This window comes from Erwinia sp. 009765445 (assembly GCF_058137865.1).
Map to the genome: position 1 here is coordinate 39,625 of NZ_JBYUWC010000011.1, position 20,183 is coordinate 59,807.

The window sequence follows — 20,183 nt, forward strand, 5'->3', positions numbered from 1 at the left end:
ACCTGCAATAATGACAATCCCTTACCTTAAACCATGTCTGAACGTGCACTTTCCTTTGCGAACCCTGCATGTAGAAAGGTGCTGCTGGTATTTTCGTTTTGCTATTCTGCACGCTTGGAATAGCGGGAAGGAATGTTACCATTGGCATCGCCGGAAGCCCTGTTAATTCAGGAAATAAGAAACCCAGGATTATTATTGACGATAATGTTTGCGTGGGTGCAAATTCCTGCATCATTTCGGATAATATTTCGATAGGAAATAATGTAACGATAGGAGCAATGTCATTTATCAATAAAGACATCCCCGATAATCACACCGTATTTACTGAGAAAATCATTAAAAGCTACATTATTCCTTCTGAAAGCAATTATGCAGGGACTTCGGAGACTGCTTGCGATAATGGTTAAAAATCACCCAACCGACAGCAAAAAGTGCGGTGCCAGGCAAATCGGCGTGACCTGGCCTATACTTAAAGTGGATATGTCTAATAAATGAGGGATTTATGAAAAACGCAATTATCGCCCTGTCGGCACTTTTACTGGCTTCTCCGGTCTTCGCGGCAGACACCGCCAGCCAGGCGACTGACGCCACGGTTCTGAAGGCGCATAAAGGCGCAGATACCGCAAAGGAAAAGCTTCATCAGACCGAAGATCAGGGTTCTGAAATGAAGCTGAAAGCTAAGCATGCTGCGGAAGGCAAGAGTGATTCTACAGGCAGCAAAGTCTCAGAAGGCACTCAGAAAGCCTGGCACAAAACCAAAGAAGGCACTGAGAAGACCTGGGATAAAACCAAACAGGGTGCAGAAAGCCTCAAGAACAAAGCGACTGACTAACAGTTCAGCAGTTTTTTACAGAAACAAGGCCGGATAACCCGGCCTTTTTCTTTGGCTGCAGCCCGACAATCCCTGTAAGCCCCTTCTGCTTGGTACTTACAGGATGATTGCTGCTAAGCCTCTTCTGCATTCACCGGCAGTTACAGGATGAACGCTACAGAGCTGGCTTCAATGAGGCTTACAGAGCCATATCGTGCTGAGCACTTGCCGTGGTTTTCTGCTGCTGCGCTTCAGCGTTCGCCTGCGCAGTGCTGTTCATCTGAATAACCGGCGGTTTGGTCAGATTCAGCGTCTCTGCGGTGGTATCCCATACCTGCTGGGTCAGCGCCGTGTTGCCGTTCAGTTGCTGACCAAAGCTTGGGATGATCCCCTTGATCTTGCTTTGCCATTCAGGAGAGTTGAACTGCTCCGGGAACAGCTTTTTGATGACGTTCAGGGTGATCGGTGCAGCGGTAGAAGCACCCGGTGAAGCTCCCAGCAATGCCGCCACGGTTTTCTGCCGATCGGTAACAACTTCGGTACCCAGTTTGAGCACACCCCCCTTCTCCGCGTCCTTCTTGATGATCTGCACACGCTGACCCGCCTGGATCAGTTTCCAGTCTTCCTTGCGGGCGGCCGGATAGTATTCTTTCAGGGCCGCAAAGCGGTCATCATCATTCAGCATCACCTGTCCAATCAGGTACTTGACCAGATCAAAGTTATCCAGGCCTACGTGAGTCATCGGCATGAAGTTGCTGGTGGTGGTGGTTTTCAACAGGTCCATAAATGACCCGTTTTTCAGGAATTTGGTTGAGAAGGTCGCGAACGGCCCAAACAGCACCACACGCCTACCGTCGAGGAAGCGGGCATCCAGATGCGGCACGGACATTGGCGGTGCACCCACCGAAGCCTGACCGTACACTTTCTCCATATGCTGTTTAGTGATTTCCGGATTCTCAGTCACCAGGAACGACCCACCAACCGGGAAACCAGCATAGTTATCCGCTTCCGGAATACCGGTTTTCTGCAGCAGTTTAAGGGCACCACCGCCCGCGCCGATAAATACGTATTTCGCATCCACAGCATGTTGCTTGCCGTCTTTCACGTCGGTAACGGTCACGTGCCAGGAGTTGTCAGGATTACGTTTAAAGTCGGTGACTTCCGCAGAAGTTTCCAGCGTAAAGTTGTCGTTCTTCTTCAGGCTGCCGATCAACTGGCGGGTGATTTCACCATAGTTAACGTCCGTGCCAACCGGGGTCCAGGTCGCCGCCACTTTCTGCTGCGGATCGCGGCCCTGCATGATCAGCGGCGCCCACTGGGCAATCTGGTTATGATCGGTAGAGAACTGCATGCCCTGGAACAGCGTGGTCTGCTGCAGCGCCTTGTAGCGTTTGCCCAGGTAGTCGACATTCTTGTCGCCCCAGACAAAGCTCATGTGTGGCGTGGAGTTAATGAATGAATGAGGATCCTGCAGCACGCCGCGCTTAACCTGTGCTGTCCAGAACTGACGGGAAATCATAAAGGATTCATTGATTTCCAGCGCTTTACTGACATCAATCGAGCCGTCTGCACGCTCCGGCGTGTAGTTCAGCTCCATGTTGGCGGAGTGGCCGGTACCGGCGTTGTTCCAGCCATTAGAAGATTCCAGCGCCACGCCGTCCAGCTTCTCGACCATCAGCTGTTTCCAGCCCGGTTGCAGCTCATGCAGCCAGGTGCCGAGAGAAGCGCTCATGATGCCGCCGCCAATCAGCAGGACATCGGTCTTTTCCGTGGTGTCTTCAGCCCAAACAGAGGAACAAACCAGCAGCGCTGAGAGAGAAAGAGCGGGGAAAACTTTACTTAAATTAGCCATTTTGAATTACAGGTTTCAACAGTTTTTTAAAAATTGAAGAAATACTTTAACAAGCATTTCAGGGTATTTCCAACTTACTAAAGTTACAAAACTCCCCTCAACGAACAACAGACAGTGTGAGTATACTGAGTCACAATATCCTTAATAAATATACGTGATTAGCCATTACCCTATTAACGAGTCGTTAGAAATAATATAATTTTCTGTAAGGGAATACAGGCATCCTATTCTGTGGACATTGCGCTTAAGATATGGTAACAAATATTATATTCTGATTTGAAGGGACTCGTTTGTAGGTGTAAAACAGATGAAAATGATCAACCATGAGGTTACAGCAGGTTTACTAAGAGGCTGGATTAATAAAAATGGTCCTGATAAAAAAGAAGGCCTTTATTATTGGGATCTTACTTCCAACGCCACTGAGGTTAGCTTTGAGGAAGGTAAGAGGGCAAAATTCGCCGGACATAATTATCTTTACGTTGGGAATGATAATAATTCACCTGTAGACTTAACATTTGAAGATGGCATAGCGAAACATGAACAACGACTAGTCACTCTAGCCAATGAACTGTGGAAAAAAGAGGGTACCAAGAAATTGGTATCGAAATACGCCCCATCAGCTTTACCAGCAATTACAGCGTGTTCCATTCGTAGTAAATGGGGACTGGAAGGGATAGCAAAATTTCTTCATTTTGATGAAAAATCTAGAATTGAATATTTAATTAAGAGCTTTGAATCAACCTTTAAAAGTTATATGAATTGGGACTTCACCTTTTATCAGGAGACAGAAACACCTTTGTTGATCTGTGACTCTCCCCTTTTTGATTTTCGTTGGAGAATGGACACTACTGATGAAAATATGAGTTTTTGTTTTATGCCATTGGGACCACATGCCGTTGTGACTGGTCAACCATCATTCAGACAAAAGATAAATAACAAAAGCAAAATAACTTTAGGTGAAGTATCAATACCACCTCATTCAAATAATAAATTCATTCTATCCAGGGACCCATTACCACTCAATAAAGCCAATCATTTTAATACATTAACCTTACATAGAGCCAGAGGCTGGATTGTGGAAAAAAATAAGCATGAATTATTAAAAAATGCTGATTTTTTACAACCAGATAATTTAGCAGAAAGGAAGAAATGTGATACTGTGGTCGAAATCCATAACGGAATTTCCCGGAGAAGATTTCCCACCAGTTAAATACCTGTTTGCCAGTTTTTTAAGATGATATGGATCGACTCAATTATGTTCTTACAATTAACGTCTTTAATATAACCTAAAGATTGACCTCTCACCCGGCAAATGATAATTGTTATCAATTAAGCTTTCTTGCCTGGCGATACTGAATGAATGACAACACCCCCACCTCTCCTGCATCCTGCTGTATTGTCGGCGGAGGCCCGGCCGGATTGATGCTCGGCTACCTGCTGGCGCGCAATGGCATCCCGGTGACGGTGCTGGAAAAACACAGTGATTTCCTGCGGGACTTCCGCGGCGATACCATCCATCCCTCCACGCTGGAGATCGTCTGGCAACTGGGGTTTCTCGATGAACTGCTGGCGATCCCCCACCAGAAGGCAGAAAAATTATTTGGCGAAATTAACGGCCAGGAAGCCACGCTGGCGGATTTCAGCCGCCTGCCAACCCGCTGTAAATACATCGCTTTTATGCCGCAGTGGGATTTCCTCAACCTGCTCAGCCGTAAAGGATCACAGCTACCCGGCTTCACGTTGCTGCAGCATGCAGCGGTAAGTGGATTGATTGAGGAACAGGGTAAGGTCAGAGGCGTGCGGGCCATCATCGGGCGCGAGGAACAGGAAATCCGCAGTGACTTAGTCATTGGCTGTGACGGTCGCAACTCACTCGTACGTGAAGCGGCTGGTCTGAAGATACGCCGCTTTGGTGCCCCGCGTGACGTGCTGTGGCTGAAAGTCGCTAAACTTCCTGACGATCCTGAATGGGCCATGGGCCATCGTGGGCCTAAAAAGAACTTTATCATGATCGATCGTGGCGACTACTGGCAGTGCGGCTACTCGATTACTAAAGACAGCATGGAAGCGCTGCAACAGGCTGGCCTGCCTGCTTTTCTGCATCAGGTAGCGGAGGCGTCCCCTTTTGAACTGAACCGTCTGCAGCAGGACATTGCCGACTGGGAACAGATTAAACTGTTGAAAATTCGTATCGATCGCCTGGAACGCTGGGCTAAGCCCGGGCTGCTGTGCATTGGCGATGCCGCTCATGCCATGTCACCGATTGGCGGCGTTGGCGTCAATCTGGCCATCCAGGATGCCGTGGCAGCGGCCAACCTGCTCTCCATACCATTGAAAAAAGGGACTCTGGCACTGAAAGATCTGCAGAAAGTACAACGTCGCCGTACATTTCCAACCTGGGCAACCCAGTCGCTGCAGATTATGATCGGCAAAGCCGCGCAGAAGAAACGCCGCAAGCCACCAGGCAGAATGGAGCTGTGGCTGCGTCAGCGAAAATGTCTTCCCTTCCTGTTTGGCAGGCTGATCGGCATCGGCTTTTACCGTGAATTACCTGACGATCGCCTGATGGCTTCGAGTAAAAAGCACCAGTAACTTTCAGATATCGATGAAACTCACTGGTTTTCCCTGCGCAAAAGCCTTTACTTACCGTTCACACTCCGGCTTTTTCGGTATCGTAAACAGCGAAGAAGGCTATCAGAATCTGAGTCGCTTTCTGTTTGGTGATGTCCGCGTGGATATCTGGCTGGATATTGATGATATCCGCCTTCCGCCAGCCTCCAGCCGTGCTGAAAGAGGCAGGAAACGACAGGTCCAAAATCAAGGCACTTTATCAAATTGAAATACAGGCCGCTCCTCGCGGCAAGCTCTGGTATCTCAGCCGCAGGAACGCAGAAAAAGATTCCGTTGCCTGCCTCGCGGAGGGGGAATGGCAGACCAGCCGCTCACAATTTCTTTCCACCGTGTTCCTTGCAAACAAGGCTAAAGTGAACCCCAGAGGACCCTCGCTGGCTTACAGCCTGACTCTGGGCGTGCGTATCCCGGACTATGAAATCGAACGAAGACTCTGGCTGAAGGGCCATTTCGAGGGTGGCCATCTTTTTCGTAACTCATTGATTCTGTAACTGGTGCCACCAAAAGGCGATGGCGGTGCCTGGCAGGCAAAATATTCATGGCAGGATTCGGGCTTTGCCCCTGCTGACACGGTGTTAACAGCAAATGACATTGCCGGAAAAGCGGTAGAGATTAAGGGGAACGTGGAGAGAAGCACTATAGACGATAAAGGGAAATCTCAGCTTACCAGCCCGGGGATCAGCGGTCAGCTGCGCTTTATCGTTCAGAGCTGGAATCAGGATGGGCAGTAAGCGGCACAATGGTGCCGCATACTGATCAAACGCAAAGAACGTTACGAGGGGTCGGCATCAGGATGCGTCTTCCCCTCTTCGATGAATTCCTCATCGATTTCTTCAACGTTATCTTCGTTATCCCGGCCCGAAAGCAGGTTCCAGCAGGCAATAAACAGCGCGGCGATCAGCGGGCCGATAACAAAGCCGTTGATGCCATAGATCTCCATACCGCCAAGTGTTGAAATCAGGATCAGATAATCCGGCATTTTGGTGTCCTTCCCCACCAGCAGCGGACGGAGAATGTTATCAACCAGCCCGATCACCACCACAAAGAACGCCACCAGGAAGATGCCCTGCCAAATCATGCCTGAGAAGAAGAAGTAAGCCGCGGCAGGAACCCAGACAATGGCAGATCCCACAGCCGGGATCAGGGAAAGGAAGGCGATCAGCGCCCCCCACAGCAGGCTGCCCTGTATTCCGGTAAACCAGAATGCCCCACCACCCAGTACCCCCTGCACGATAGCCACCACCACTGTACCCTTTACGGTTGCACGGGAAACCGCAGCAAACTTAACCAGCAGGTGATGTTTTACATACTCCGTGAGCGGCAATGACTTCATGATCAGGTTAACCAGATAAGCCCCGTCTTTCAGCAGGAAGAACAGCAGATAAAGCATGATGCCGAAGCCCACCGCAAAACTGAAACTGCTCTTGCCAATCAGGAAAACGCTTCCTGCAAGATACTGTCCGCCCTGTAAGGCCACCTGGGATAGTTTTTGCTGAATACGAGCCGCAGTATCCAGCTGGTGTTCCGCCAGCGAGTGCTGAGCCCATTGCGGAAGATGCTGCATAACCTGAGCCAGTATCGTCGGCAACTGGGTGTTATTGTTCTGCAAGCGGTCATAAACAGCGTTGAACTCCATCGCCATTGAAGAAGCGACGATCAGCAGTGGCGTGATGACGATCAGGCAGATCACCAGGATGGTCAGAAATGACGCCAGGCCGTTCCTGTCCTTCATCAGCTGCTTCAGCTTTGTCTTCATGGGATGGAAAATGACGGCCAGAATGGTGGCCCACAACACAGATGAATAGTACGGCCCTAAAATATCTAAAAAAGCCACGGTAACAATGAAAAGGATCAGGATGAAAAATCCTTTGCTCAGGCCGTTAAATCTCATTTTTATTCCCCGGAAACCAACATTTGGCTACCGTAGCATAGAATGCATCGCCGTAATTGCAATGCGGTTTCACGGGGAAGCCCTTCCGTTAAGCCAGTTGTACCGGCCACTGATTCAGCACAATACCTCGTTTAACGGCACCCTCACCGAAATCCTGCAATACCGCTTTCACATCCGGATCGATATATTCAGCATTGTCATGTTCGACGATCACCACGCTGTTCTCAGGGATCTCTGCCAGCAGAACTTTGAGGCGCGGGTTATGCATAAACGTCAGGTTCTGCTGAAAACGCAGGACATAATGATCGTCGTAGCGGGTCAGCAGCAGCGCATTGCGGTGGCTCTTGTAGATGCTGAACAAAATTTGCGTTGCCAGGCCGATGCCAATCCCCGCCAGCATCCCGAATACCAGAATGCCGCCTATTGTCGCCAGAAAAGGCACGTACTGCTGGGCTCCCTTCCGGATATGTTCGACAAACAGCCCTGGCGTCGCCAGTTTATAGCCGGTATGCAACAGCACCGCAGCCAGGCTGGCTAACGGGATCGCATTCAGCATCTCGCTGAAATACAGGCCGCAGACCAGCAGCAACACGCCGTGCACAAGGATGGAAATTTTACTTTGCGCGCCCACGCTGACATTCACCGAACTGCGCACGATTACCGCCGTGATCGGCAGGCCACCAAGGAAGCCGCTAATCAGGTTACCGATCCCCTGCGCACGCATCTCTTTATCCGGTGAAGGAGCCGGATTTTGCGGACGCAGCTTTTTCAACGCTTCCTGACTCAGCAGGGTTTCCAGGCTGGCCACAATTGCCAGCGTTGCGGCAATCATATAGACCGCCGGATTCTGCCATGCCGTCCAGTCCGGTCGCTCCAGTTCACCGGTCAGCGTCTGCAGGCTGTCAAACGAAGGCAGGGAAATACGCGGCAGACTGGCGATCAGCTCAGGGAACATTCTGCCCCCCACCACCGTCACCAGACAGCCGAACAGCACCGCGACCAGCGGGCCGGGGATCCAGCTCAGCACCTTAATCCGCTTCACTGTCGGCGTGGACCAGAACCACAGAATAAACAGCCCGGTCATTGACACCACAATGGCAGAAACCGAAACCGTGAAAGCTCCGCCGGTCACCATTGCGCTGAGTTCGTTCTCACCTGAAGCGCCCAGCGCTACCGGGATCTGCTGGATAATCAGTAAAATACCGATAGCCGCCAGCATCCCTTTGATCACGGTTCCAGGCACGAGAGTGATAAATCGCCCTGCGCGCGCCACGCCCAGTAGAAATTGCAGCACGCCAGCAATAATCAGCGCCAGGAGCAGCGCAGAAAACGATCCCAGCGTCTCAATGGCCCCGGTTACAATCGTCACCAGTCCGGCAGCCGGGCCGCTGACGGCAAATTTCGACGGACTAAACGTGGTAACGACCAGCCCACCAATGACGCCGGTCAACAGTCCGACAAAGGGCGGCAACCCGCTGGCCTGAGCGATACCCAGACAGAGCGGCAAGGCAACCAGAAAGACCACCAGACCGGCGGGAATATCCTGGCGAAGCGTTGATAAATTCATGACGAAGGCTCCTGTGCATGTTGCTGAATCAACTCTTTCAGATGGCCGGTTTGCAGGTCATAGACGCAGCCGAAAACATCCAGCGCCACGCCATCCCGCCAAGCATTCCTGACCGGTTCAGTGCCGATAAGGTGGGCAAACTGTGCCAGCACGTTAGCCTCCACCAGTTGGTTCAGGCGCTCAGTTTCATCTTCAATATTACCGGCTTCTGCCAGCCCCGGAGCCAGTGCCTCACGCAGTTGGGTGATGCGCCGTGCGAGCGGGGAATTCTCATCAGACAGCGGGATATCTGGCAAAGCCACTGCTGCCTGCACTCCGCCGCAGCCATAGTGCCCACAAAGTACAATGCTTGAGACTTTCAGATATTCCAGCGCGTACTGCAGCACGCTCATAAAGTTATCATCGCCGCTGACCACCATATTGGCGATATTACGGTGCACAAACAGTTCGCCAGGATGGGCGCCAGTCAGGACCTCCGCCGGAACGCGACTATCAGAGCAACCGATCCACAACGAATGCGGCTGTTGCGAATGCACGTTCTGCCGGAAGTAGTGAGGATTGCGTTGGCGGCGCTGTAAGGCCCAACTGCGGTTTTTCGCTAAAAGGGGTTTGAGTGTCGTCAAAATACAGTCTCTCTTTCAGGACGACAGGAATAAACCTGGGCGCCAGTTCAAAAAATAAGGGTAAGCGGAAATATAAGTTCCACAGTAAGTATGTACATAAGTGCTGTAATAAGTTCTGACATTTTAGTTTATTAACACTTATTAAGATTATTCCTGGTAGAAAGAAATAATCACGAATGTAATTTTTATTAAATTTACTTTCTTACAGATTATTTTTTTGGCAGGCATTTTTAAGATGGCAATCCCAAAGGGGGTTACTTTAACTTAAACCATTAAAATCAGATACATAAAAAATCATATATCAACTTCAATATATCTATATATAAGAAAAACCTATAGCTTATCAGGGTTATTTTAAAGATCAGAACCTGCTTCAACCTTTCTGCATTCTAAAATTACAACTTTAAAATCCTTGCTTGTTATTAAGTTAACTCCACAACTCCGTTAAATTTCATTATGGACAAATAAGTCAGGTAGTAATAACTTCATTTATCAATTACTGTCAGAAACAACCTGAAATATTTAAACATCTTTACATTAATATTTTACCTGCAAGCCACAAGCCCGGTATCTGATGACCATGTTGATACGGCAACTGCAGAGTGCTAACACATATCAATAACCCAGGTTTTTGCTACAGCTACTGCAGAGGGTAATCACAAATCAATAACCAGGTTTTTGCTATGGCTGCGTGAGCAGCACAGCGCGACCTGCTGCTGTGGAGCACATTTCTCAGATTCTGACTGCACGGTATCGCGGTGATCGGCAGTCCCTTCCACCACCGGAGTCAGGCAGGCCCCGCAAATGCCTATCTCACAGGACAGCGGCACATTCACGCCATTGTCCTGCAACACCTGCGCAATGGTTTTATCTGCCGGAACCGGCCAACTGGCCCCCGAGGAAGCCAGAGTGATGGTGAACACATCATCCCCCTCGCCGTTTACTGCAGCCAGCGGCGCGGCCATAAAGGCTTCGGCATGCAGCGCCTCCTCCGGCCAGCCCTGCGCCAGCGCCTGGCGACGAACGTGTGACATAAACCCATCCGGCCCGCACATATACAGCCGCGTACCCGGCGCGGGTTCCAGCAAATCGGCTGGAAGATGCTGGCGAGGGCTGTTGCCTTCGCTGCTGTACCAGATGGTGCAATTCCCGTGCTGATAGCGACGTGATAAGTCACGCAAAAAAGCGGTGCTCTCTCTGTCTTTCAGATAGTAATGCAGCGCAAACGCCGTGCCGCTCTCCTCAAGTTTTTCAATCATCGCCAGCAACGGCGTGATACCGATCCCAGCCGCCATCAGCACCACTTTGCTGGCGGGCATCAGGCTGAAGACGTTCCGTGGCGCGGAGATGGTCAGCGTCTGCCCCAGCCGCAGCGTGTCATGGATATAACGCGAGCCGCCACGGGACAGCGATTCCAGCCGGACACAGATCAGATAACGATCGTGCCGGGAAGGCGAACCGGTCAGCGAATACTGGCGGATCATTCCGTTACCCAGATGCAGATCGATGTGCGCCCCCGCCTCCCACTCCGGCAGAGGCTGCCCGTTTTCCGCAACCAGTCGCAGCGCCACGTTGCCTTTCCCCTGGCGGGACATCGCGTCCACAACAACTTTTAAGGTGTTCATCATTGCCCCCTCACTACACCAGGAAGAACTCGCCGAAGCCCTGACGTTTCAGGCCGCGACGGTAGGCAATCGAGCTGCGGTCGGCCGGAATGTGCGCCTCCAGAGTCAGATCCAGCGGCAGGCGTTCCGGGCGCTGGGTTTCCACCATCAGCCGATCTTCTTCGAAGATGCGATGGTTGAAAGAATGTACATCCTCAACCGGTACGTGCAGATCAAAATTACGTGCAATTGGCGCAAACATCCGCGTTTTCCGCGCCGATACCGGCGAAGCGGCGTTCATAATCGCCAGTCGTGCTTCGCCCGGGAAGTGAATGGTCAGCGTCGCGGTGAACGGAAGGTACATCTCAAAATGACGCAGCCACTGGAAACCTTCCGGCGCATGCAGATCGGAACCTGCCGGATAGTTGGCGACCGAACTCCAGTAGTCCACGCTGAAACCGTAATCCGTTTCAACCGCGTTATAAGGCGGCACTTCCTGATTTTCCGGATCGGCAAACGTCTCGGTGTGGATCCAGGCGAAGTGCGCCACATCGAGGAAGCCTTCCACCTGGCGACCGGCAAAACCAGCCACGTCAAAGTGCGGACAAACGATCTGCTGGAAGCCGTGATCTTCCCAGTGCGGCATCTTCGGCAGGTCAGGCAGCTTGCCCTCTTCCGGTGCCATGCAGACCCAGATCAGCCCGAAGCGCTCTTCCACCGCAAAAGTCAGCAGGTTCAGCTTGGCCGGGATCGCCTGCTGCGGACTGGAAGGGATGCGGTTGCAGTGCCCATCCTCACCAAAGCGCAGGCCATGATAAGGGCATACAATGCCATGCTCATCGTGGAATCCCAGCGTCAGCGGTACGCCACGGTGCGGACAGACGTCTTTCGCCACCACAACCTTGCCGTCAATGCGGTAAATCACCAGTTGCTCGTCCAGCAAGACCGCTTTAGCGGGCGCACCAGCGATCTCACAGGAGCGGGCCACCGGATGCCAGCAGCGGGCCAGTCGCAGCCAGTCGTCGGGTTCAAAAGTGCAGTGTGCGGGTGGGGTTGGCTTGTTCATGGTTATCTACCTGTCGGTTTGCTCACACTGGGCCGGTCATTGCCGGTCCGCATTGTTATGTTGAGATTATTTTTGACAGGAGAGGCTGTTGCGATCCATAACTGTTTTCTCACTTACCTGTTGCAAAAAACGATACAGGCAACGCCATGATCCCATTTTCGCGTTTTTCCCACTATTTCGCCGAGGTGGCCCGCAGCGGTAGCCTGCGTAAAGCCGCTGAAAAACTACACGTTTCTGCTTCAGCCATTAATCGTCAGATCCTGCAGGCGGAAGAAGAGCTCAACACCCGCCTGTTCGAACGTCTGCCGGACGGGATGCGGCTGACCACGGCGGGGGAGCTTCTTTATACCGACATTCGCCGCTGGCAGCGGGAATTCCAGCGGACGCTTGAGCGGTTTGATGAGATCCAGGGGTTGAAACGCGGGAACGTCAGCGTCGGGTTAATCCAGGCGATGAACGAAGGGAAGATGGCAAGGATCTTCTCCTCTGTGGCAGCTGAACATCCGTGGCTGCGCCTCGATCTCAGCGTGGCCGACAGCCAGACCATCAGCCAGCGGATCCGCGACGCGGAGCTTGATTTCGGGCTGATCCTCGATCCTGAAGGGCAGGCGGGACTGGAAGTTATTGCCTTTGCCGAGCTGCCGCTGGGCGTGGTTTTACAGGCCGATCACCCGCTAAGTGAGCAGGAAACCTTGTCGCCGGGTCAGTTGAGTAATGAGCGGCATATTCTGCCTGGCGCGCCGTTGATCGTGCACGACCGCGTGGAGATGCTCTACCGGCGTCACAACTTTTCGCCGGAGAACATTATCGTCTGCAACGATATCCGCTTAATCAAGTCGCTGATCAAAGGAGGAAGCGGGCTGAGTATTCTGAGCCAGCTGGACGTGCTGGATGAGGTCAGGGAGGGAATGTTATGCTTTATTCCGCTGAAGGGGATGCCGGTGCGGCCACTGACGCTGGCACTCTGTACCGCACCGTCCCGCCAGCTTTCACGGGCGGCGCAGCGGGTTATTCAGCACATTATCCAGGCAGTGGAGGAACTGGGTTAAACCCCGATAGGCTGATATCCCTGCCATTCCGGCTTAAACGGCGAGCCTGCCTCATCCGGTTCCAGCTGGATATAGTAGTCGTCAATCTTCTCCAGCAGCAGACAATCGTCAACATCCTTGAGATTATCTTTATGCTGCTGATCGGCACCGCGGAGCAGCACGTCAAGCCCTTTTTTCTTTGCCTCTTTCACGTTGCTGGCAACAAAGAGGTCGAAAGCATGTAGCTCGGCCAGCGTCTCAGGGGTATAGCCACCTGCATTCGCAAAGAACAGCTTTTTATCGCTGCTGGCCGGCGTGGTGCTGAGACTGACTTTGTAGCCGTCCGCCCAGGTAATGCGCGCATAACCATCAATATGGATTTTATCCGCGTCACCGAACCAGGCTTCACGCAGAGCCGGCCACGCGGCTTCCGGAGTGTCGGCAGCCACAAACTGAATATCATGCACTTCAATATTTGACTTGCCCGCATTGCCACCAACATAAAACATAAACAGATGCATCCTTTTCTCCTTTGCATATGAGCCGCGGAACGCTATATACGATTTCATTTAACGAAGAAGATCAGGAGCCAGACAGGGCTGAAGGGGGTCCGTTCAGTGGATCACCGCGTTAATCATCAGCACACCTGCCAGACCGAGGAACGAGATCAGCGTTTCCATCACCGTCCAGGTTTTCAGCGTTTCCACCACGGTCAGATTGAAATAGCCTTTGAACAACCAGAAGCCCGGATCGTTAACGTGCGAGGCGATCACGCTGCCGGATCCAACCGCCAGCACCATCAGCGCCGGATCGGTGTGGGTAATGGCGATAATCGGCGTGACGATCCCCGCAGTCGTGATCGCCGCGACGGTTGCCGATCCCAACGCCACGCGCAGCATGGCTGCCACCGTCCAGCACATCAGCAGCGGCGACAGAGACGATCCTTTCATCAGCCCGGCAATGTAGTTGCCCACCCCGCTGTCCACCAGCACCTGTTTAAACGCACCGCCACCGGCAATAATGAACACAATCATGGCGATAGCCGCAATTGAACTGCCACAGATATCCATCACCTCGTTCATCTTACGGCCGTTGCGCAGCCCCAGCGTCAGCACCGCCACCACCACGGCAATAAACAGCGCCACAGCGGGGTTGCCGATAAATTCAAAAAACTGCCTGATTGCGTTCTCTTTCGGCATGGTCAGCTCGCAGACGGCGGCAATTGCCATCAGGATCACCGGGATGACCGCCGCAAAGATGCTGATCCAGAAGCCTGGCATCTCGTGCTCTTCAAAGATTTTCGGGTTAAACAGCCCTTCCGGCGGCTTTCTTTCAAAGCTTTTCAGGAAGCGGGAGAAGACCGGCCCGGCAATAATTACCGTCGGCAGGGTAATAATCAGCCCGTAAAGCAGCGTGGTGCCGATGTTCGCCCCAAAAATGGTGGCAATGGCCGTTGGACCGGGATGCGGCGGCAGGAAGCAGTGCGTCACCGACAGCGCGGCCACCATCGGCACGCCAACATACAGCAGGGGAAGGTTTGCCGCCGCCACGATAGTGAAAACCAGCGGCAGCAACAGCACAAAGCCCACCTCATAGAACATCGCCAGCCCGACAATCAGCCCGGTGACCACCAGCGCCCACTGCAGGCGTTTTTTCCCGAAGGCGGCAATCAGCGTGGTCGCCACCCGTTGCGCAGCACCAGTATCGGAAACCAGCCTGCCTAGCATGGCCCCAAAGCCAAGGATCATCGCCAGGCTGCCGAGCGTGCCGCCGATCCCTTTCTGGATCGAGGCCACCACCGCCAGCGGCGTCATCCCCTCCGCCATCCCCACCACGGCAGAGATAAAGACCAGCGCAATAAATCCGTTCACTTTAAAGACGATCATCAGTACCAGCAGCAGGATCACGCCAACGGCAATTATGGTTATGGGCATCGTAGTTCCTTGCATCAAAACAGCCAGAGATGATTAAGTTGTAGCCGCAACCTGCCTGCCATGCCGCCGGGGTGAGCCAATAATCAGGCGCACATCACACATCCAGGCAAGTCACTTTCCGAAAGCGATTTTCGCCGCTACAGTAAACTCATCCGACCACTTACCTGCAGGCTGCTATGAGTGCTTCTCTTTTTTCTCCTCTGGATCTGGGCTTCACCCGGCTGAAAAATCGCGTGCTGATGGGTTCGATGCACACCGGGCTGGAAGAACATCCTGACGGATCGCGTCGTCTGGCGGCGTTTTACGCTGAACGAGCCGCTGCGGGCGTGGCTTTGATTGTTACCGGTGGGATTTCCCCTTCTCCGGAAGGCGTGGTCATGGCGGGCGCGTCGGTACTGAATCACCCCAGCCAGCTGGCTCATCATCGCGAAGTGACGGAAGCGGTGCATCAGGCCGGAGGCAAAATTGCTCTGCAAATCCTGCATGCGGGCCGTTACAGCTACCAGCCCTCACTGGTCGCCCCTTCCCCGTTGCAGGCTCCGATCAACCCATTTAAGCCCAACGCGCTGAATAACGACGATATTCTGGCACTGATCGGTGACTTTGCCCGCTGCGCTGCGCTGGCGAAAGAGGCAGGCTATGACGGTGTCGAAATTATGGGCTCGGAAGGCTACCTGATTAACCAGTTTCTGGCGGCCAGAACCAACCAGCGCGATGACGAATGGGGCGGGGATGAGACTCGCCGGATGCGATTTGCCGTAGAGATTGTCCGTGCGTTACGGGAAGCGGTCGGACGGGAATTTATCATTATTTATCGCCTGTCGATGCTCGATCTGGTGGAACAGGGCAACACGCTGCAGCAAACGGTGCGGCTGGCGAAAGCCATTGAACATGCCGGTGCCACGCTGATTAACACCGGCATTGGCTGGCACGAGGCGAGGATCCCCACTATCGCCACTTCGGTGCCGCGCGGAGGGTTTGGCTGGGTGACGAAGCAGCTGCGCCAGCACCTGAGCGTGCCGGTCATCACCACTAACCGCATCAACCATCCGGATGTGGCGCAGGCGCTGCTGGATGAAGGCTGTGCCGATATGGTTTCCATGGCGCGCCCCTTCCTCGCGGATGCAGAGTTCGTGCAGAAAGCACAGGCTGGTCGCAGTGATGAGATTAACACCTGTATCGGCTGCAATCAGGCCTGCCTCGACCAGATTTTTGCCGGGAAGCTGACCTCCTGCCTGGTGAATCCACGCGCCTGCCATGAAACCGAGATGCTGCTGACCGTTGCCCACCAGCCGAAAAAACTGGCCGTGGTTGGCGCTGGCCCCGCCGGGCTGGCGTTTGCGGTGAATGCCGCCGGACGCGGCCATCAGGTCACCCTGTTTGACCAGGCGACGGACATAGGCGGCCAGTTCAACATTGCGCGGCAGATCCCCGGCAAGGAGGAGTTCAGTGAGACGCTGCGCTACTTCCGCCGCCAGCTGGAAATCAATGGCGTGACGCTGCGCCTCAACCAGCAGGTGACCGCCACTGACCTGTCGGGCTTTGATGAAGTGGTACTGGCGACCGGCGTTACTCCCCGCACGCCTGAGATTGCAGGCATTACTCACCCCAGTGTGCTGAGCTATCTTGACGTACTGCGGGATAAAAAGCCGGTCGGCAATCGCGTGGCGATCATTGGTGCAGGTGGCATTGGGTTTGATACCGCCGAGTATCTGAGCCAGCACGGTGAGTCCACCAGCCTGAATGTTGCCACCTTCTGTGCTGAATGGGGCATCGACCAGACGCTGGAACAGCCGGGCGGGCTGACTGCACCAGTTTATCCGCAGCCTGAAAGGCAGATCTGGCTACTGCAGCGCAAACCGGGGAAACCGGGAGCCGCTCTGGGCAAAACCACCGGCTGGATCCACCGCGCCAGCCTGCAGATGCGTCGCGTCGTTATGTGGGGCAGCGTGGAGTATCAGAAGATTGATGACGAGGGGCTGCATATCCTGCGCGAGGGCCGGCCGGAAGTGCTGCAGGTGGATAACGTGGTGATTTGCGCAGGACAGGAACCAAACCGGCGGCTGGCCGCTGCCTTAGATCAGTTGGGAAAAACCGTGCATATCATCGGAGGTGCCGATGTGGCGCTGGAGCTGGATGCCCGCCGGGCGATAGCCCAGGGCACTCGTTTAGCGCTGACGATCTGATAAAGCGGGCGGAAATAATTCCGCCATCACCTGCCGGGTACATCTTTGGTTGGGGCGGAATATATTTCGCCCCGTTCGTGCATACCTCATCTGCAGGGGGCTGATTCATTCACCCCCGCGCAGATTTCCCTTATTTCCCACTCCAGGCCTTCAGGTTGGCGTCACGGGTCTGCAACTTCTGTTCTGGCGTCAGCTTGTTATAGCCCTCGCCAAGCCCGCTCTCCCAGTCGCCGTAAAGCGGGTTAGGCAGAATAATAAACTGGGTGCCGAACAGCCGGCTATTCTGGTTCACAAATGCCCGACGCTGGGCGTTGCCCTGATGGTAAGTGGCCGCACCATAATCGTTCAGGTTATCGCCGATATACAGCACCACGTTGTACCCTTCCGCCCTGATGGCATCAAAACGGGCCTGCTTGTTGGAGCTGTCGGTTTTCAGGCGCAGCGTTTTCTCGTTCACGCCGGTAAAGCCCAGGCGCTTCAGGTTATCCGCCGTGGCCGCAGCATCCTTACTGTCACGGTTGGAGACGTAAAACATCGTGCCGCCGTGACTGTTTACATAATTAGCAAAATTCACCGCACCCGGCACGGCAGTTGCCTGACGCGCCTGAGTCCAGGTGGACCAGGTCTGGTCGGCATACGGCTGACCGGCCTTTACCTGCCACGCGCTGTAGGCGCTGTTGTCGATCATCGTTTCATCCAGATCGACAATCACCGCTTTCGGTTTGCCGGTCAGCGACGGCGCTTTATCATAGGCCAGCGTGGCGAAGTTAAAGGCCTGATACGCCAGCACCTGATACTCGCCAGACTGCTGGAACCAGTTCAGCGCCATCACCGACTGTTGATTGAGCTGGTCAGCGGCATCGGGTTTCTGCGTGGCACAGCCGGACAGCGCCAGAGCCATCAGCAGGCTGGTGCTTAACAACGATGTTTTTTTCATTATCAAAGTGGGGCTCCATTCTGTCATTTACCGGAAACGCTTTCGAATTAACGCCTTAAAAATGTCGCATCTCAGGCATAATGTGAAGCTATTGTTAGTAAAGATTGCCGAAACCAGGACATTGTGATGTTGAACGCTTATCGCTCCACCCTGCTCTCCTCATTCGACTGGCTTGACCATGCCTTCCTGGCCGCTGGTGAGCGACCGCCGGAAGAGAGCATCTACAACCACCAGCGCCATACACCTGATGTGGTGCTGGACAGCGAAGCGCTGCCGGTCAAAAGCTGCCAGGCCGACGGGCTGATAGGGACCGGCACGCGCCCGGTTGCGATTTATACCGCAGACTGCCTGCCAATCCTGATTGCCGACAGTCGCCAGCAGCAGGTCGCCGCCGTGCATGCCGGGCTGAATGGCGCGCTCGGCGGCGTGCTGATTAACACTCTCCGCCGCTTGTGCGAACTTGGCGCGACGCCGGACAGCCTGACTCTTGCCATAGGCCCGTCAATTGGCCCCTGCTGTTATGAGCTGGGCGAGGAAAAGATGGCAAGTATCAGAGAGGAAAACCTCAACAACCTGGTGCCGCTGGTGGCCCATACAAAACAGCAGATCGGCAACCCAAAGGCCATCCGCCCTCAGGCGAAAGGCACCACTCAGGGCGTGTGGTTTGATTTACCGCTGCTTGCCAAGCGAATGGCGATCAGGGAAGGCGTGCCGGAAGCGCAAATAGAACTGAGTGAGGTGTGTACTTATTGCATGGCTGAAGAGCAGGCGAGCTATCGCCGCAACACCCATTTTAACCACGGCTATCAGCAGCGATTCTCCTGGATAAAGCGGCGATAAGTGCAAATCAGCGCAGTTTCACCGAACGCAGGATCACGAACTTCTGGTTAGAGGCCACGGTGGTGCAGTTGCCAAACAGCTTCTTCATTTTGCGGTAGTAGTCGAGATGACGGTTACCCACGATACGCAGCTCTCCGCCGTACTGTAAGCAGCGGCGGGCATCGCGGAACATCTGCCAGGCAATGTAGTCGGTCAGGGTGTTTTGCTGATGGAATGGCGGGTTACACAGCACCGCATGCAGACGATCGGAAGGGAAACCAGCCAGCGAGTTATTGACCGTAAAGTGGCAGCGATCCAGGTCTTCCGGTCGGTTAACTTCCACGTTCATCCGGCTGGACGCCACGGCCATCCAGGATTCATCCACAAAATGCATCTCTGCCGCCGGGTTTTGCTCCAGCGCCTTCAGACCAATCACCCCGTTGCCACAGCCCAGATCGACAATCTCACCGTCAATATTGTCTGGCAGATTCGCCATAAAGAAGCGACCGCCCACGTCCAGTCCGCTGCGGGCAAATACGTTGGCGTGATTGTGAATACGGTAGTCGGTGCCTTCGAGCATCCAGGAATACGTTTCCGGGGCGTCCGCAAGGTTCGGCAGCGTTGGCGTACAGAAAATCAGGCGAGCTTTTTTCACCGCCAGCGAGGTGGTGGTGGTTCCCAGCACGCGCTCGAACAATTGCAGTGTGGAAGTGTGGATATCCTTCGCTTTGCCTGCCGCAACAATCTGCGTTTCAGGCGTGACCACGCTGCGCAGTGACCGCAGCTGTTGCTCCAGCAGCGCCAGCGTTTTCGGGATCTTAATCAGCACGCGGGCGGGAGACAGCGGCAGTGAAGCAAGGCTGTCGAGGAAGTGCACTTCCCCTTCATCCATGCCGTTCATAGTCAGGTTGTGGCGCGTGGCCAGCTGACCCATCAACGAATCGCTGATGCTGTACAGCTCTTCGCCGACCAACGCACAGGCCAGCGCCCCAAAGGTGTCATTAAAGATAAATGTCGGGCCGTTAGCTGAAGCATCAGCCACATGCTGCAGCAGGTATTCATCGGCAGCATCCCACGCCTGTAGTGGGCTCTCTTCGCGCGTCTGGGGAAAACGGTGCAGTGTCAGCGTGCGGTGGCTCAGTTCTAATTCGCTCATGGGATCTCCGGCATGGTAAAAATTCCCGCGATTTATCCCCTAAAACGGGCCGACAGTAAACGTTTTTCTTAGCCAGGA

At 53.7% G+C, this 20,183-nt stretch carries 18 protein-coding genes; 8 read left to right on the plus strand and 10 right to left on the minus strand.

The features are described 5' to 3' along the window. Window positions 1–502 precede the first annotated feature (502 nt). Complete coding sequence (locus AC3Y5R_RS13535) at window positions 503–832, plus strand: hypothetical protein (RefSeq protein ID WP_158782762.1); 330 nt, start codon at window positions 503–505, stop codon at window positions 830–832. A gap of 178 nt (window positions 833–1,010) precedes the next feature. Here AC3Y5R_RS13535 and mqo read toward each other — a convergent pair whose 3' ends face one another. Then, window positions 1,011–2,663 (minus strand): malate dehydrogenase (quinone), encoded by a 1,653-nt coding sequence (gene mqo / locus AC3Y5R_RS13540; RefSeq protein WP_489921780.1) that lies wholly within the window; start codon window positions 2,661–2,663, stop codon window positions 1,011–1,013. Window positions 2,664–2,970: 307 nt separating this feature from the next. On the opposite strand from mqo, the gene AC3Y5R_RS13545 reads away from it, so the two are divergent. The 4 genes from AC3Y5R_RS13545 (at window position 2,971) to AC3Y5R_RS13560 (ending at window position 6,025) form a co-directional block, all read left to right on the plus strand. Continuing rightward, complete coding sequence (locus AC3Y5R_RS13545; RefSeq protein WP_489921781.1) at window positions 2,971–3,873, plus strand: hypothetical protein; 903 nt, start codon at window positions 2,971–2,973, stop codon at window positions 3,871–3,873. Between the two features lie 146 nt (window positions 3,874–4,019). Next, window positions 4,020–5,255 carry an FAD-dependent oxidoreductase gene (locus AC3Y5R_RS13550; protein WP_489921782.1) on the plus strand — a complete coding sequence of 412 codons (1,236 nt, stop codon included), beginning with the start codon at window positions 4,020–4,022 and terminating at the stop codon, window positions 5,253–5,255. Between the two features lie 161 nt (window positions 5,256–5,416). Next, on the plus strand, window positions 5,417–5,785 hold the full coding sequence (locus AC3Y5R_RS13555; protein WP_489921783.1) for a hypothetical protein: 369 nt from the start codon (window positions 5,417–5,419) through the stop codon (window positions 5,783–5,785). Window positions 5,786–5,788: 3 nt separating this feature from the next. Next, the gene (locus AC3Y5R_RS13560; RefSeq protein ID WP_489921784.1) at window positions 5,789–6,025 is read left to right on the plus strand and encodes a hypothetical protein; all 237 of its coding nucleotides are present in this window, start codon (window positions 5,789–5,791) and stop codon (window positions 6,023–6,025) included. 41 nt (window positions 6,026–6,066) lie between these two features. On the opposite strand, the gene AC3Y5R_RS13565 is transcribed toward AC3Y5R_RS13560, so the two are convergent. The 5 genes from AC3Y5R_RS13565 to hpxD form a co-directional block, all read right to left on the minus strand. Then, on the minus strand, window positions 6,067–7,185 hold the full coding sequence (locus tag AC3Y5R_RS13565; RefSeq protein ID WP_489921785.1) for an AI-2E family transporter: 1,119 nt from the start codon (window positions 7,183–7,185) through the stop codon (window positions 6,067–6,069). Between the two features lie 88 nt (window positions 7,186–7,273). After that, window positions 7,274–8,752 carry a SulP family inorganic anion transporter gene (locus tag AC3Y5R_RS13570; protein ID WP_489921786.1) on the minus strand — a complete coding sequence of 493 codons (1,479 nt, stop codon included), beginning with the start codon at window positions 8,750–8,752 and terminating at the stop codon, window positions 7,274–7,276. Beyond that, a complete protein-coding gene (locus AC3Y5R_RS13575) occupies window positions 8,749–9,375 on the minus strand; it encodes a carbonic anhydrase (RefSeq protein WP_489921787.1) in 627 nt (208 codons plus the stop codon). The genes AC3Y5R_RS13570 and AC3Y5R_RS13575 overlap by 4 nt, the downstream gene beginning before the upstream one ends. 656 nt (window positions 9,376–10,031) lie before the next feature. Further along, window positions 10,032–11,003: a PDR/VanB family oxidoreductase gene (locus AC3Y5R_RS13580; protein ID WP_489921788.1), complete on the minus strand. Its 972-nt coding sequence runs from the start codon at window positions 11,001–11,003 to the stop codon at window positions 10,032–10,034. 10 nt (window positions 11,004–11,013) lie between these two features. Beyond that, window positions 11,014–12,045, minus strand: a complete 1,032-nt coding sequence (hpxD, locus tag AC3Y5R_RS13585) for a molybdenum cofactor-independent xanthine hydroxylase subunit HpxD (protein WP_489921789.1) — start codon at window positions 12,043–12,045, stop codon at window positions 11,014–11,016. Between the two features lie 146 nt (window positions 12,046–12,191). Between hpxD and AC3Y5R_RS13590 the strand changes: the two genes are divergently transcribed. After that, complete coding sequence (locus tag AC3Y5R_RS13590; RefSeq protein WP_489921790.1) at window positions 12,192–13,094, plus strand: LysR family transcriptional regulator; 903 nt, start codon at window positions 12,192–12,194, stop codon at window positions 13,092–13,094. Here the strand turns inward: AC3Y5R_RS13590 and AC3Y5R_RS13595 are convergent. Both AC3Y5R_RS13595 and AC3Y5R_RS13600 read right to left on the minus strand, forming a co-directional pair. Next, a complete protein-coding gene (locus AC3Y5R_RS13595; RefSeq protein ID WP_489921791.1) occupies window positions 13,091–13,594 on the minus strand; it encodes a DUF1543 domain-containing protein in 504 nt (167 codons plus the stop codon). The two genes, AC3Y5R_RS13590 and AC3Y5R_RS13595, sit on opposite strands and share 4 nt — an antisense overlap. A gap of 93 nt (window positions 13,595–13,687) precedes the next feature. Beyond that, window positions 13,688–15,007: a gluconate:H+ symporter gene (locus AC3Y5R_RS13600; protein ID WP_489921792.1), complete on the minus strand. Its 1,320-nt coding sequence runs from the start codon at window positions 15,005–15,007 to the stop codon at window positions 13,688–13,690. A 176-nt stretch (window positions 15,008–15,183) separates the two neighbouring features. Here AC3Y5R_RS13600 and AC3Y5R_RS13605 point away from each other — a divergent pair, with 176 nt between their 5' ends. Continuing rightward, on the plus strand, window positions 15,184–17,193 hold the full coding sequence (locus AC3Y5R_RS13605) for a 2,4-dienoyl-CoA reductase FMN-binding domain-containing protein (protein ID WP_489921793.1): 2,010 nt from the start codon (window positions 15,184–15,186) through the stop codon (window positions 17,191–17,193). A 130-nt stretch (window positions 17,194–17,323) separates the two neighbouring features. On the opposite strand, the gene AC3Y5R_RS13610 is transcribed toward AC3Y5R_RS13605, so the two are convergent. Continuing rightward, on the minus strand, window positions 17,324–18,130 hold the full coding sequence (locus AC3Y5R_RS13610; protein ID WP_489921794.1) for a 5'-nucleotidase, lipoprotein e(P4) family: 807 nt from the start codon (window positions 18,128–18,130) through the stop codon (window positions 17,324–17,326). 126 nt (window positions 18,131–18,256) lie between these two features. On the opposite strand from AC3Y5R_RS13610, the gene AC3Y5R_RS13615 reads away from it, so the two are divergent. Continuing rightward, a complete protein-coding gene (locus AC3Y5R_RS13615; RefSeq protein WP_489921795.1) occupies window positions 18,257–18,970 on the plus strand; it encodes a purine nucleoside phosphorylase YfiH/LACC1 family protein in 714 nt (237 codons plus the stop codon). A gap of 7 nt (window positions 18,971–18,977) precedes the next feature. Here the strand turns inward: AC3Y5R_RS13615 and rlmG are convergent, their stop codons facing one another. Next, window positions 18,978–20,105, minus strand: a complete 1,128-nt coding sequence (rlmG, locus tag AC3Y5R_RS13620) for a 23S rRNA (guanine(1835)-N(2))-methyltransferase RlmG (RefSeq protein WP_489921796.1) — start codon at window positions 20,103–20,105, stop codon at window positions 18,978–18,980. Window positions 20,106–20,183 lie beyond the last annotated feature (78 nt).